Source organism: Paraburkholderia sp. SEWSISQ10-3 4, from assembly GCF_030464785.1.
GTDB lineage: Bacteria > Pseudomonadota > Gammaproteobacteria > Burkholderiales > Burkholderiaceae > Paraburkholderia > Paraburkholderia aspalathi.
This window is the reverse complement of the sequence record NZ_JALPRI010000005.1, coordinates 296,708-309,670: the sequence shown is the minus strand read 5'-3', so window position 1 is coordinate 309,670 and position 12,963 is coordinate 296,708. Positions and strand designations below refer to the sequence as shown.

Below are 12,963 nucleotides of genomic sequence, written 5' to 3'. Positions count from 1 at the left end.
GTTCTATAATCTTTCTCTCCCAAGCAACGACCCGCTTGGATCTGACGAAATGGCCTTGTTGCTGTGAGTTGGAAGACCCGGAAAGGTGGCAGAGTGGTCGAATGCGCTGGACTCGAAATCCAGTGTACCTTTAGGGGTACCGTGAGTTCGAATCTCACCCTTTCCGCCAAATTTAAAAACCCCCGCTGAACGAAAGTTCAGCGGGGGTTTTGCTTTTGGGTCGTTCGAATCGCGTGCCCGAATCAGAAGCCATGCCAAACAGAAAGCGTCGCACCCGTATCATGCGAATGGAAAACTGCCACACGCGCAGTTCCAGAAAAAACCCAGTCGTTGACGGTCAACGACAGCCTTCGCTGCGGTTGCGCACCGAGCGTTAAAGTCGTGTTCGGCAACTGGGCTATCGAGAGTTGCGGCGCCATCGACGGACCCAGATTGAGATAACTCGACGTCTGCTGCGGTGTCGCCTCAGGCGTTGGCGTGACGCTCCCAGCGCCAAATCGGAATTCGCGGATCGCCTGCGTACTATAGAAATTATCGACTTGCGCGTAAAACGGCTTTCCCTGGTCCGACTGATATTCCATTTCATAGCGATGCAAATACCGCTGCGGTTCCGGAATGGGTGGAACAACCGTCTCGGGCAGAGGCGCGATGTTCGCAACGGTCATCGCTTCGGGCAGGTCGGTGGCAAGGCCACCCGCGAACGCATATCCGTTCAGAACAAGGAATATTGCGCCGACAATCCTTTCGTTCAGGCAGGTCATGGCCGTGCCTCCAATGAAGGAATTGAAACGTCACGCTACCGACTGCTATGCCTGAATTGACCGCCGACCGCCCCTGCAATCTCGCTTTTATCAATACATTGTAGTCAGCCCTTCGCGTCTGGCTAGCAATGTATGCAGCATCACCGTGCTCCGGAGATTGATGAGGGGCACAGTACGGCCTGGCGCGCGAGCCAGCCACGCCGGCACCTTGAACACTTTGGATATGAAACGTTAATTTGAATCGATCGTCATTCGTTCTCTTTATCCCGGCTGTCGCTGGCCAGGGGATCATTTGATCGTTGCGCCCCCCGCATTGCCCGTTTGATTGCGCTGCGAGGCCTTCTTCACCACCCAACTTTGCTTCGTCCAAAACGATGCAAAAAACGCGAGCACAGCACCGAATTTATGCGATTCACATAATGGACATGTGCGTTTTCAGGTCGCAAGAAAAAATTCACTTACCGCGGACGCGCGAATTGAAAGCAATTAGAAAATAATCCGATGCTTGTTTGTCGTAAATATTTCCGCCTGAATTCGACATGCGCAGCCATTGCCCACTCGGCCAAATCGATTTCGTGACCCGTCGAATTATGGTGAAAAAGAAGTGGCACTTCCCGAGTCGCCTGAGTGCCTGTAAAGTCATACAGCGTTTTCGCGTCGAGTCCAAAAACACAGACGCCAAACACATAGCCACAACGATGTCCCGAACAGTTTGCAAGACCAGTTTTGTAAAACAGGCTTCAAAAGGGGATTCACATGTCAGTCGGCAATTCGGTCGTTGACACGACCAAAAGCAGCACGAAATACAAAGTCATCAAGTGGTCGATTATCGGGCTGTGCATCGCCATCGGCGCGCCGCTGGCCATCCTGCTGGTCAAAGGCCTGGTCGGCCTGATCCTCGCGGCGGTGATCGGGCTTGCGGCGATCAACTTCGGTCCCGTTCTCGCCATGAAGTTCGCGAATCAGAAGGTCAAGATGTTCGTGAACGAAGCAAAGTCGAACCCGATCGAGACGCTCTACAACGAACTGGCCGAAAAGCAGGAAGGGGCCGAGCGGTTCAAGAAGAGCATCACGGATTTCCGCACAGAAGTGAAAAACTTCGAAGATAAAACCGCGCAGTTTAAAAAGCAGTATCCGGAAGACGCGGCGCGTTTCGAGACCCAACTCGCGACGATGAGAAAACTGCTCGCGTTTCGCGAGGGGCGCTATAAGCAGGTTCAGGACGAACTCAAGCGATTCTCCGACGCGATCGACCGGGCCAAAGCGCTGTGGGATATGTCGCAATCCGCGCAACGCATGAACAAGATCGCCGGCATGCAATCGAGCGACACGTTCGCGCAAATCAAAACCGACGCCGCGCTCGATTCGGTGATGAACTCGGTCAACAAAGCATTTTCCGAAATGGAAACGTCGCTGATGGAAAGCGCGGAAGTGCAGCAAGCCAAGGCCGCTACCGAGATAGGCGCTATCAGTCAGCCCGCCCAGCAACTCGGCTCGCCCGCGGCGCCCAAATAATCTGGCGCGCACCGCTCGACTACTCAACTCGATCAAAAAATAATGAAGAAAATTCTGGGTTCGGTTCTTTTCCTGATCTTGCTCGCTGCCGGTTGGTATATCCACGAAGGCGGCCTGAAAAATCCGCTTAACAGCAGCCAGAGCGCCGACAAGGACACCGTCGCGGTGAATGGTGGGGTGAACGGCGTAGACACCGGCAACCCCAGCAGCGCCGACGTCAAAACGCCAGCTCCGAGCAATCCGGACGGTTTCGTGCCTAACAAGGACACGCTGAAGTCGATCCTGAGCAACGGTGTCGTGCGCGTCAGCGTCGAAAATCCATCGCGGCCGTTTTACTCGGAAGACAACGGCAAGCCGCAAGGCTTCAACGTCGACTTCGCCAATCTGTTGTTCGCGCAGAAAGAGTTCACCTCGGGCGATCATCCGACCATCGCCGTCGACACGCACCACGGCGTGGACACGTATCCGGCAGTCCCCGATCAGCTGACGAAAACCGACAAGCAGGGCAACGCGGTCGTCGACGTCGCCATGGACGGCCTGACGTTCCCCGACAACACCCCGAGCGGCGTCGTCTATTCGATTCCCTACGTCGAGGACTTCGGCTATTCGTTGATCGTCGCCAAGGGTTCGCCGGTCCGCTCCGCCTCCGATCTGGCGGGCAAAACGGTCGGTGTGCTGCAGGGTGATCCGGACGTGAAAGCGTATGTCCAGAAAGCGTTCCCGAATAGCAAGATCGTCGAACTGTCGGATGCGAGCATCGAAGGTCAGCGGTCGTGGATGTCGCACTTCCTGGACGAGCATCAGGTCGACGCCATCGTCTACGACTATCCGTTCGGCGTATCGGAAATCAAGGGCACTGACCTGACCTTCGCTGTCACGAAGCTGGACGGCTCCAATCTCGCGTACAAAATCGGCGTACGCAAGGAAGACAGCGCGCTCCTGATCTACCTGAACTCCGCGATCGCGAAGGTCAAGCAGTCGCCGGCCTATCTGGACCTGTTGCGTAAATACTTCATCAGCGACCAGGTGCTCACCACCGCTGCGACCGGCGGCGAGAAGACGTACGTGGTCCGCTCGGGCGACACGCTGAATGCCATTGCCGCGAGCCAGTTGGGAAGCGGTGCGCGATTTGTTGAAGTGCAGAAGCGCAATAACCTGCCGAACCCCAACCTCATCCTTATCGGTCAGCACCTGATCATTCCGGTGCGCTGACGCGGTAGATTTTTCTGCCGGGCCCTCGCGGCCCGGCATGAACAACTCTCCCCGATTGCCAATGTGAGCACGCCGCACGTCGGCTAGCCCTGTCTCGCCGGGTCGCGTGCCCGTGTCTGCCGTCCAAAATCCGCCAGATTTGCATCCGTTTCAACCCCCGCTGCGTAAATCCCTTCAAGGACGCGCCACCCCGCCATACCCAACTAACCGACCGCGCGCCCCTGAAACCAGGAGACGCGCCCATGACCCATTCCGCACCGACCTCACCACTACCGCGCGGCTCGCGGGTCGCGGTTATCGGCGCCGGTATCTCGGGTTTGGCCAGCGCCTATCTGCTGGCGCGCAACCATCAGGTCACGCTGTTTGAATCGGCCGGCTACGTGGGCGGCCACACCAACACCGTGGACGTCACCCTCGAGGGCCACACACATCCCGTCGACACGGGCTTCCTGGTTTTCAACGACCGCACCTATCCGAACCTGATCGCGCTGTTCGCCGAACTGGGCGTCGAGTCGCACCCGAGTGAAATGACCTTCTCGGTCTCGCTCGACGAAGGCCGCCTTGAATGGGCCGGCACCAGCCTGAACACCGTGTTCGCGCAACGTCGCAACCTGTTCTCGCCGACCTTCATCGGCATGCTGCGCGACATCATGCGTTTCAACAGCAGTGCGCAGAGCAATCTCGATCTCGCGATAGAAACGCGCGCCTCGATGGGCGAACTGTTGATGGCCGGTGGCTATGGCGGCGCGTTCCAGCGTCACTACCTGCTGCCGATGGCTGCGGCGATCTGGTCGAGCGCGACTGCAGACATTCTCGCGTTCCCGGCCACCACGTTCCTGCGCTTTTGTCTGAACCATGCGTTGCTTCAGGTGAACCGCCGGCCGCAGTGGAAAACGGTGGTCGGAGGAGGGCGCGAATATGTACGGCGTATCGTCGACACGCTCGACGACGTGCGCATCGGTACCGCAGTCAAAGGTGTGCGACGCGATGCTGACGGCGTCGATGTCTTCACGGACAAGGGCACGGAGCGCTTCGACGCGCTGGTGCTCGCCACCCACGCGCCGACCTCGCTGCGTCTGCTGGACAACGACGCCGATCAGGACGAGCGCAGCGTACTGGGCGCCGTGCGCTACCAACCGAACGTTGCGGTCCTGCATACGGATACGAATCTGCTGCCGCGTCGTCAGCGTGTGTGGTCGGCGTGGAATTATCTGGGGAGCCGCGCGGTCGACGGCACGCATCCGGTGTGTGTCAGCTATCTGGTCAATCAACTGCAGCCGCTGCCGTTCAGAACGCCGCTCGTCGTTACGCTCAATCCGGTTACGCAGCCGGCGCCGGGCACCGAGTTGCGCCGCTTCGTCTACGACCATCCGTTGTTCGATCTGGCCGCTATCGATGCGCAACACCGTCTGCAGTCGGTGCAAGGCAAGCGCCGTACCTGGTTCGCGGGCGCATGGACTGGCTACGGTTTCCATGAGGACGGTCTGAAATCGGCACTGCGCGTGGCCGTCGATTTCGACGCGTCGCCGGCGTGGGCCAAACTATGAATCCCGCTTATGTCGAAGCCAACGTTGATCCGGCTGCCTGGCTTTTGACGGGCCGGGTGATGCACGAGCGTCTGCGGCCGAAGCATCATCGCTTCACGTATCCGGTGTTTTGCGTGCGCTGCGATCTGGATCGTCTTGCGTTGCTCGATAGCGGATGGTTTGGCGTCGATCGCTGGCGGCCGCTCAGCTTGCACCAACGCGATCACGGCCCACGCGACGGCAGCGATCTCGCCACATGGATGCGCGCGCAACTATCGGCGGCGGGTATTGAAGCAGCGGACGGCAAGATCTTGCTGCAAGCGTTCCCGCGTGTGTTCGGCTATGCATTTAATCCGGTCAGTTTCTGGTTTTGCCACGATCGAGACAGTCATCTGCGCGCGTTGCTGGCCGAAGTGCGCAACACTTTTGGCGATCGCCATAGCTACCTCTTGAGCGCTGCGGGCAACGCTCCGATCACGTCCGAAACACAACTCAAATGCCGAAAAGTGCTACACGTGTCGCCATTTTGCCGCGTCGAGGGGAGCTACGAATTTCGCGTCAGGGAGGCGCCAAACAGCGCGTTGGTCTCTATCGACTACCACGACGTTGACGGTTTGCTGATCCGCACGGCACTGGGTGGGCGATTGAAACCCTTAACGCGCTCGACAGCGCTCGCCGCGTTGCTCCGTCAACCATTGCTGACCGTCGGCGTCGTCGTACGAATTCATTGGCAGGCGTTGCGCCTCGTCATCAAGAAAGCGCCGTTCTACGGCAAACATCCTGCGCCGAACCGCACCGCTGACGCACCCACCGACCACGCCGCAGCCGGCCAACCGTCCGCCGCTGCGCGCCCCATTTCGTCCGATTGAGGAGATTCAGCCATGGCGCTTTCAAGAACCCTGAGCGAGCACCGAACCGTCCCCGCTTCGGGCCGTTTGTTTCTCTCTCTGCTCGAACGAATTCAGGTTGGGCATCTGGTGCTGATCACGCCCGACGGTCAGCAGCGCGTGTTCGGCGATTCGCACGCGGCACCGGGCGCGCGTCTGGAGCTGCGCGACTGGCGTGCGTGCGGCGCGATTCTGCGCAAAGGCGATATCGGTTTCGCCGACGCATGGCGCGCGTTCTGGGTCGACACGCCTGATCTGGCCGCCTTGCTGCGCGTCGCGATTCGCAACGAGCGCGCGCTGCAACGCACGGTCTACGGCGGCTGGCTCGCGCAGCTCTGGTACGGGCTGCGTCATAAGCTCAGGCCCAATACGCGTGCGGGCAGTCAGCGCAATATTCATGCGCACTACGATATCGGCAATGCGTTCTACGCGCAGTGGCTGGATCCGACGTTCACCTATTCGAGCGCTATGTTCGATGGCAATTTCTACCAACCGCTCGAAGCCGCACAACATGCGAAGTATCAACGCATCATCGATACGCTCGGTTTGCGCGAATGCATGCACATTCTGGAAATAGGCTGCGGGTGGGGCGGTTTTGCGATGCACGCGGCGCGCCAGGGGATCCACGTGCACGGCATCACGATCTCGCAGGCGCAGCTTGAATTCGCCCAGCAGCGTGTGAGCGAAGCAGGCCTGAGTGATCGGGTGCATCTTGAACTACGCGACTACCGCACGCTGACTGGTCAGTACGACAGCATCGTATCGATCGAAATGTTCGAAGCGGTCGGCGAAAAATTCTGGCCGACGTATTTCCGCATCTTGCGCGAACGTCTCCTGCCTGGTGCACGCGCGCTCGTGCAAACCATCACGATCGACGATTCACACTTCACCGCCTATCGCGCGACCAGTGACTTCATCCGCGAATTCATTTTTCCGGGCGGCATGTTGCCGAGTCCGCAGCGTTTCATCGAAGCGGCGCGGCGTGGCAAGCTCACGGCACGTACGTCGTTGGCATTCGGACACGACTATGCCGAGACCCTGCGCCGCTGGCGCAGCGCGTTCGAAGCACAACTCGATACGATCCATACGCAAGGCTTCGATGAGATTTTCGTGCGGACGTGGCGGCTGTATCTGGCGTACTGCGAAGCTGGCTTCGACGAAGGACGCACGGACGTGATGCAGTTCCTGCTCACCTCGGCGGACTGATATGCGTGTGCTCGCGGCGATCGTGCTGGTGTTGTGGGCGACGGCCGCCTGCGCCGATTGGCGCGGCGACATGCAGTCCGCGACACTCGTGGGCGAGGGCGATTTCAGCGTGTTCGGCTTCAAGCTCTACCGTGCGCAGATGTGGAGCGAACGCGTACCCATCGACTATGACGAACGCTTCGCGCTGCACATCATTTACGCTCGCGGCATCAAGCGCGAGCGGTTCGTCGATGCGGGTATCAGCGAGATCAAGCGTCTTGCCAGCGCGCCGATTCCAGCCGATACGTTGGAGCGCTGGCGTGCGGATATGATGCAGGCGTTTGTCGATGTCGGTCCCGGCGACCAGTTAAGCGCGGTCTATCTGCCGGACAAGGGCGTGCGTTTTTATGCGGGTGACCGTATGACCGGCGAGTTCGACGATCCTACATTCGCACGGGCCTTCTTCGGCATCTGGCTCGATCCGTCGACGCGCGCGCCGACCTTGCGCAGACAGTTGCTCGGTACCGCGCAGTGAAGCGTGCATGATGCGCATGGCGATGATTGCGCATCACCATCACGCTGCACCTCACGGCTCGTCTGTGCGTCGATAAACGCGCTGGTATCGTCGAGGACTGGCGCAAAGCCCCGCAACGGCCCGGCGATGGCGCCGACCAGCAGCGCGTGCCCAATCCGCGGATAGTGTTTCACTTCAACCGTGTCGCCGGCGGCGCGCAGCCTGGCCGCGAACCGGTCGGTGTTGCCCGGATCGACTGTCGTATCGCGCTCGCCCGCTGCGAGGAACACCGGTGGTTCGTCGCCTTCGACGAAGTTGATCGGCTGGCTCGCCGCGCGCAATGCAGGCGGGAAAATTTCTTCAAGCGTCGCGTCGTGCAGCGGCAGAAAATCATACGGGCCGGCAAGGCCGATCACGCCGCTCAAGTCGCGCTTGCTCATCTGTTGCGCTGCGAGATAGCGACCGTCGGTGGCCTGCAGCATCACGATATGCGCACCGGCCGAATGACCCATCAGAAAGATCCGTGACGGGTCACCGCCGAACTCGGCCGCGTGATCGCGTGCCCAGCGCACGGCTGCGGCCGCGTCGTCGACAAAGCCAGGGAAGGTGGTTTCCGGCCACGTCCGATAGTCGGGCACCACGGCCACAAAGCCACGCGAAGCCAGCGCCGCACCGACGAACAGATAGCTGTCGCGCGAACCGCTCTGCCAGCTGCCGCCGTAAAAGAACACGACGATCGGACGGCCGTGCGAACCGCTTTGCGGTGAATTGGCGGCGGGCATGTAGACATCGAGCGTCTGCAGTGGCGAGCGGCCGTACGCGAGACTGTGCTCAACCTGGAAGTTCTTGTGCGATACGGTGGCGTTGAGTACGCCCGCGGCGCTACAGCCGCCCAGAGCGGCGAGCGCCAGCGCGGCGGTCAAGGTAAGCAGGCGTCGAGGCATGAAAGTCGGGTCCGTCGAAAATCGTTCGTGAATAAGCGTTCGAACAATGTACGCGCCAACCCGATAACCGGATGCAGAAAGCTGCTTTGCCACCTTATCCCGCGTGGAACGGCGGCCATGGAGAAATGCCGGCCACTTGCAGCAACAGAATGAGATTGAGCGCCAGCACGGCGAATGTGCCCGCCACCGCGGCGATCGTGGTCGAGCGGCGATTCCGGTAGCGGCCCATCAAGTCGCCACGCGAGGTGAACCACACCAGCGCGATCATCGGCACCGGTAGTGCGATGCTTAATACCACCTGGCTCAGCACCAGCGCGCGCGTCGCGTCCACTCCGCAGGCAACCACCACGAACGCCGGCGCCATCGTAATCAGCCGCCGCGCCCATACGGGGATATGAAAGCCGACAAAGCCCTGCATGATCATCTGCCCGGCCATCGTGCCGACGACCGAACTCGACACACCGGACGCAATCAGCGCCGCAAGAAAGAGACCCGCCGCGGCGCCACCAAGCAGCGGCGTGAGCGTGCGCCATGCTGTTTCGATGCTGGCCATATCGGCATGCCCCGCATGAAACGCGCTCGACGCCATGATCACCATCGCCATGTTGATGAGTCCGGCCACGCCGAGCGCAACCACCACCTCGATATTCGAAAAGCGCAGCAGTTTGGCGCGCTCACCTTCATTGCGCGGCTTGACGCGATTCTGCGTGAGTCCCGAATGCAGGAACAGCACATGCGGCATGACCGTTGCGCCGATAATGCCGACGGAAATCGTCAGCGCGTTGCTATCGGGAATGCCCGGCGTGAACGTATGCTTGACAACCGATGACCAATGCACCGGCGCAATCAGCAACTCGGCGAGATACGACAGCCCGATCACACCGACGAGGGCCGCGATCGCCAGTTCGAGCGGGCGGAAGCCGCGCTTCTCGAACTGCAGCAAACCGTAGGTGACGGCGGCGGTGATCAGCATGCTCGGCATCATCGGTAGATGCGTGAGCAACGAAACGCCAATCGCACCGCCGACGAATTCTGCCAGGTCGGTCGCCATCGCCGCGATTTCGCTGATGCCCCACATCGCGAGCACGCAACGGCGCGGCAGGACCGAGCGGCATAGTTCGGCGAGATTGCTGCCGGTCACGATCCCGAGCTTGGCGGATAACGTCTGAAATAACATCGCCACGATGTTCGCCAACGCGACCACCCAGAGCAGGGTGTAGCCGTAACCGGCGCCCGCCTGAATATTGGTGGCGAAGTTGCCCGGGTCCATATACGCGATCGAAGCGACGACCGCCGGTCCAACGAACGGCAGCATCGTCCGCAAGCCGCGACGCCGTCCTGCCAGCGTTTCGCGGATATCGAAACAGGTCTGCTCGGTGAGGGTTTGAGGCACGGCGGCTTGGCTGATCGCTTTGTTCATGACTGCTCCTGTCCGTCTTCAAGCGTTCAAGGCAATCCAGATGAAGGCCGGCCAACGGGTGAGCGCGATCGTCATCGCGGCGACCCGTTGCCGGTGCATCCGGCACAGTACGTTGCGTGCTTCAGGCGCTCATGTTGAGCGTGCCATTCACGCCGTTCGGGAAGAAACCACCCTTGGTCGCCATCGAACTCGTCAGGTAGACGATGTTGAGTACGTTGCCATAGCCGCGGCTGAAGGCGAGCCCGTTGCTGTCGAGCGGCACGATGTTCGACGATCCAGACGTCGCGCCCGTGATGCCCTGATCGTCGTGGCCGTTCTGGTCGAGGCTGGCGCGCGCGGCGGAGATGGCGTTGGCGGCGGTGTAGATACTCGCCGTGTCGACGCCTTTTGCAAACAGCACTGTACGCACGAGCCCGGCGTGATACGCCTCAGCCGCGAGAATGCCGGCAGCCGCTTCGAGGAAGGTCTTGTTGGTGATGAGCGGAGAGGCGCCCTTGTAGGCCGTCACGCCGACGTCTTCGAAGATGAACGCACCGAGCAGGAAGTTGTTGTCGTTCGCATACGGATTGAAGGCGACGCCTGCGCCGACCAGACCCGCAGCGCGCGCCGCGTTCGAGAACGCTCCGTTCGGATTGGTCCCGCCAATGTCGATCGAGGGCATCGCGACTGCCGCCGAGCCCAACGCGCTGCGCAGGAAGGTGACGTGCTCGCGTTCGTCGTTGGCGATTTCGTTCGCATAGGCCTGAACGACCGGATCCTGGAACGGCACCTGCTGCCCTGGAATTACCGTGCCCAGCGTACCCAGACCGGACGTCATGCTGGCCGCGAGGCCCGCACCTGTTGTCGCATACGTATAGAACTGCGACTCCAGGTATTCCAGATTCAGCGCGAAGTTGAGAATCTCCGGATCGGTCGGTGCGCTGGCGGCCGAGGCACTCGAGCCGGAGCCACCGCCGCACGCACTGATCAGCGTGCCGCCGACCAGACCTAGGCCGAGTCCGCCAGCGTTGCGGAAAAACTGTCTGCGCTGCAGGCGCCGTTCAACCCGGCGGTCGAATACGTCGATAAGCTCTGCTGATTTATTGCTGGATTCCGACATGGCTATGCTCCTCCGATGGTACGACGCCAATGCCGCGGACTCGCGACGCATACGCGCGGACAACTGCTATCCACGCGATGCTCAAACGCAAATCGCGGACGCAAAGAGGCCCCGTTCTTCTGAGAAGAACTAAACGATGTGGGGAAGAAATCGAGTCCTCAACTTCTTTACGACGCGAATGCGCGGCCAGATGCAAGCCTCACAAAAGATTTCTCTGCGCGCTCGCAGCATGGGGCAGGCTGACACGGTTTTTCCGACTCCAGAAAGCCGATCGGCGTCGTGCGGAAAAAACGCCCGGCTAGCAGGTCCCGTCCGGCTCGCGGAGGCCCTCCGGCGATCCTCTGTACAATTGGCCGATCGTCAACATCGTTTCAGCCCCACCGAATTCATGGCTATTACCTACAAGACTCCTGACGACATCGCCAAGCTGCGCATTTCCGGCCGCCTCGCGGCCGACGTGCTGGCGATGATCGGCGAGCACGTCAAGGCCGGTGTCTCCACCGACGAGCTCGACGCACTGTGCAACGACTACATTGTCAATACACAAAAGTCGATTCCGGCAAATGTTGGCTATTTGGGTTTTCCGAAGACGGTTTGCACGTCCGTCAACCAGGTGGTGTGCCACGGCATTCCTAACCGCAGCGAAATCCTGAAAGACGGCGACATCATTAATATCGACGTCGCGATTATCAAAGACGGCTATTTCGGCGACACGAGCCGCATGTATTGCGTCGGCCAGCCGAGCACGGTGGCGCGCCAGCTGATCGACACGACCTATGAAGCGATGCTGGCCGGCATTCGCGAGGTCAAGCCAGGCGCCACGCTCGGCGACGTCGGCTACGCGATCCAGAAGATCGCGCAGCGCGACGGTTTCTCGATCGTGCGCGACTATTGTGGGCATGGCATCGGCAAGGTTTATCACGAAGACCCGCAAGTGCTGCACTACGGTCAGCCGGGGCAGGGCGTGCGTCTGAAGCCGGGCATGGTCTTCACGATCGAACCGATGATCAACGCGGGCCGCGCCAGCACCGCGGTGCAGCGTGACGGCTGGACCGTGGTCACCAAAGACCGTTCGCTGTCGGCGCAATGGGAGCACATGATCGCCGTGACCGAAGAGGGCTACGAGCTGCTGACGCCATGGCCGGACGGCACCGGCAATTACGAAGCGCCTTGAACGCAGTGACCAGCGCGCCTGACGAACCGGCTATCCGGACGGTGGGCGGGCGAATTGCTGCGCAGCGGGCGCGCGGCGCCTGCACCAGGAACCGCGGCTAAAGTTCGATCCGGCAAATAAGGATTTGACTCGCGCGCCGGTTCGGTTAAAGCTATGCCTTAGGGTTTCAAGGGGTTTTCGTCTGCATGAGTCCGTCATTGACCGTTCGCCGTATCGCCGCTGATCAGGGCGCTGTTTTCCGCGAACTCCGTACTGCGTCGCTGCGGGAGGCACCCTATGCCTTCGGCGAGACGCTAGAGGACGCGTTGTCGGCGGATGCCGCCACCTTCGACGCCACCGCTGCTGAACACGCTGTTTCGTTTATCTTCACCAGTTTCATCCTCTATACCGAGGGCCATCCGGCAGGACTAGTCGAAGCCTATTTCGACGACTCCGAGGCGCGCCGCGCGTTCGTCTGCGAGTTGTGGGTGGCGCCGGCCGTGCGTCATCTGCGAGGCGGCGAGTTGCTGGTCGACACCGCCAGCGCCTGGCTCGCCGGCGAAGGCGCCATGGAAATCTACGCGTGGGTCGCCGACGCCAACCGCAATGCGATGCGCTTTTACGAGGCGCTCGGCTTCGGTCCCACCGGCGAGCATCGCCGCGTCGCGCGTGCGCCCGAGCAGGCAGAAAGCCTGCTGGTGCGGCACGTGCCGACCACATCGCAGGTATTTCAGCAGTGATCTCGCG

At 60.6% G+C, this 12,963-nt stretch carries 11 protein-coding genes, 1 tRNA gene and 1 pseudogene; 9 read left to right on the top strand and 4 right to left on the bottom strand.

Annotated features, from left to right (window positions below):
• The first annotated feature begins 79 nt into the window (after positions 1–79).
• Positions 80–169: transfer RNA gene (locus M0D68_RS14810), tRNA-Ser, on the top strand.
• Positions 170–242: 73 nt separating this feature from the next.
• Here the strand turns inward: M0D68_RS14810 and M0D68_RS14805 are convergent.
• On the bottom strand, positions 243–761 hold the full coding sequence (locus M0D68_RS14805) for a hypothetical protein (protein WP_054035084.1): 519 nt from the start codon (positions 759–761) through the stop codon (positions 243–245).
• Positions 762–1,517: 756 nt separating this feature from the next.
• Here M0D68_RS14805 and M0D68_RS14800 point away from each other — a divergent pair.
• The 6 genes and pseudogenes from M0D68_RS14800 to M0D68_RS14775 all read left to right on the top strand — a co-directional run.
• Positions 1,518–2,276, top strand: coding sequence for a hypothetical protein (locus M0D68_RS14800; protein ID WP_093643920.1), 759 nt, complete (start codon positions 1,518–1,520; stop codon positions 2,274–2,276).
• Between the two features lie 42 nt (positions 2,277–2,318).
• A complete protein-coding gene (locus tag M0D68_RS14795) occupies positions 2,319–3,488 on the top strand; it encodes a transporter substrate-binding domain-containing protein (protein WP_256456182.1) in 1,170 nt (389 codons plus the stop codon).
• Positions 3,489–3,730: 242 nt separating this feature from the next.
• A complete protein-coding gene (locus M0D68_RS14790) occupies positions 3,731–5,035 on the top strand; it encodes an NAD(P)/FAD-dependent oxidoreductase (protein WP_256456183.1) in 1,305 nt (434 codons plus the stop codon).
• Positions 5,032–5,883 carry a DUF1365 domain-containing protein gene (locus M0D68_RS14785; protein ID WP_266224697.1) on the top strand — a complete coding sequence of 284 codons (852 nt, stop codon included), beginning with the start codon at positions 5,032–5,034 and terminating at the stop codon, positions 5,881–5,883. The genes M0D68_RS14790 and M0D68_RS14785 overlap by 4 nt, the downstream gene beginning before the upstream one ends.
• 12 nt (positions 5,884–5,895) lie before the next feature.
• Complete coding sequence (locus M0D68_RS14780; RefSeq protein ID WP_266224696.1) at positions 5,896–7,107, top strand: cyclopropane-fatty-acyl-phospholipid synthase family protein; 1,212 nt, start codon at positions 5,896–5,898, stop codon at positions 7,105–7,107.
• Between the two features lies 1 nt (position 7,108).
• Positions 7,109–7,549 (top strand): annotated as a pseudogene (locus M0D68_RS14775) (chalcone isomerase family protein); the annotation flags it as partial.
• Here M0D68_RS14775 and M0D68_RS14770 read toward each other — a convergent pair.
• The 3 genes from M0D68_RS14770 to M0D68_RS14760 all read right to left on the bottom strand — a co-directional run bounded on the left by M0D68_RS14770 (position 7,492) and on the right by M0D68_RS14760 (position 11,063).
• On the bottom strand, positions 7,492–8,544 hold the full coding sequence (locus tag M0D68_RS14770; protein ID WP_266224694.1) for an alpha/beta hydrolase: 1,053 nt from the start codon (positions 8,542–8,544) through the stop codon (positions 7,492–7,494). The pseudogene M0D68_RS14775 and the gene M0D68_RS14770 sit on opposite strands and share 58 nt — an antisense overlap.
• A 94-nt stretch (positions 8,545–8,638) precedes the next feature.
• A complete protein-coding gene (locus M0D68_RS14765; RefSeq protein ID WP_266224692.1) occupies positions 8,639–9,964 on the bottom strand; it encodes an Nramp family divalent metal transporter in 1,326 nt (441 codons plus the stop codon).
• A 121-nt stretch (positions 9,965–10,085) separates the two neighbouring features.
• A complete protein-coding gene (locus M0D68_RS14760; protein ID WP_256456188.1) occupies positions 10,086–11,063 on the bottom strand; it encodes a ferritin-like domain-containing protein in 978 nt (325 codons plus the stop codon).
• 388 nt (positions 11,064–11,451) lie between these two features.
• On the opposite strand from M0D68_RS14760, the gene map reads away from it, so the two are divergent.
• Positions 11,452–12,237: a type I methionyl aminopeptidase gene (map, locus tag M0D68_RS14755; protein ID WP_093643903.1), complete on the top strand. Its 786-nt coding sequence runs from the start codon at positions 11,452–11,454 to the stop codon at positions 12,235–12,237.
• A 185-nt stretch (positions 12,238–12,422) separates the two neighbouring features.
• Complete coding sequence (locus M0D68_RS14750; protein WP_200620212.1) at positions 12,423–12,956, top strand: GNAT family N-acetyltransferase; 534 nt, start codon at positions 12,423–12,425, stop codon at positions 12,954–12,956.
• The last annotated feature ends 7 nt before the right edge of the window (positions 12,957–12,963 follow it).

Coding starts and splice junctions, on each gene's coding strand:
- M0D68_RS14765 (WP_266224692.1), bottom strand. CDS start 9,964: ATGAACAAAGCGATCAGCCAAGCCGCCGTGCCTCAAACCCTCACCGAG.
- M0D68_RS14750 (WP_200620212.1), top strand. CDS start 12,423: ATGAGTCCGTCATTGACCGTTCGCCGTATCGCCGCTGATCAGGGCGCT.
- M0D68_RS14760 (WP_256456188.1), bottom strand. CDS start 11,063: ATGTCGGAATCCAGCAATAAATCAGCAGAGCTTATCGACGTATTCGAC.
- M0D68_RS14805 (WP_054035084.1), bottom strand. CDS start 761: ATGACCTGCCTGAACGAAAGGATTGTCGGCGCAATATTCCTTGTTCTG.
- M0D68_RS14770 (WP_266224694.1), bottom strand. CDS start 8,544: ATGCCTCGACGCCTGCTTACCTTGACCGCCGCGCTGGCGCTCGCCGCT.
- M0D68_RS14800 (WP_093643920.1), top strand. CDS start 1,518: ATGTCAGTCGGCAATTCGGTCGTTGACACGACCAAAAGCAGCACGAAA.
- M0D68_RS14795 (WP_256456182.1), top strand. CDS start 2,319: ATGAAGAAAATTCTGGGTTCGGTTCTTTTCCTGATCTTGCTCGCTGCC.
- M0D68_RS14780 (WP_266224696.1), top strand. CDS start 5,896: ATGGCGCTTTCAAGAACCCTGAGCGAGCACCGAACCGTCCCCGCTTCG.
- M0D68_RS14785 (WP_266224697.1), top strand. CDS start 5,032: ATGAATCCCGCTTATGTCGAAGCCAACGTTGATCCGGCTGCCTGGCTT.
- M0D68_RS14790 (WP_256456183.1), top strand. CDS start 3,731: ATGACCCATTCCGCACCGACCTCACCACTACCGCGCGGCTCGCGGGTC.
- map (WP_093643903.1), top strand. CDS start 11,452: ATGGCTATTACCTACAAGACTCCTGACGACATCGCCAAGCTGCGCATT.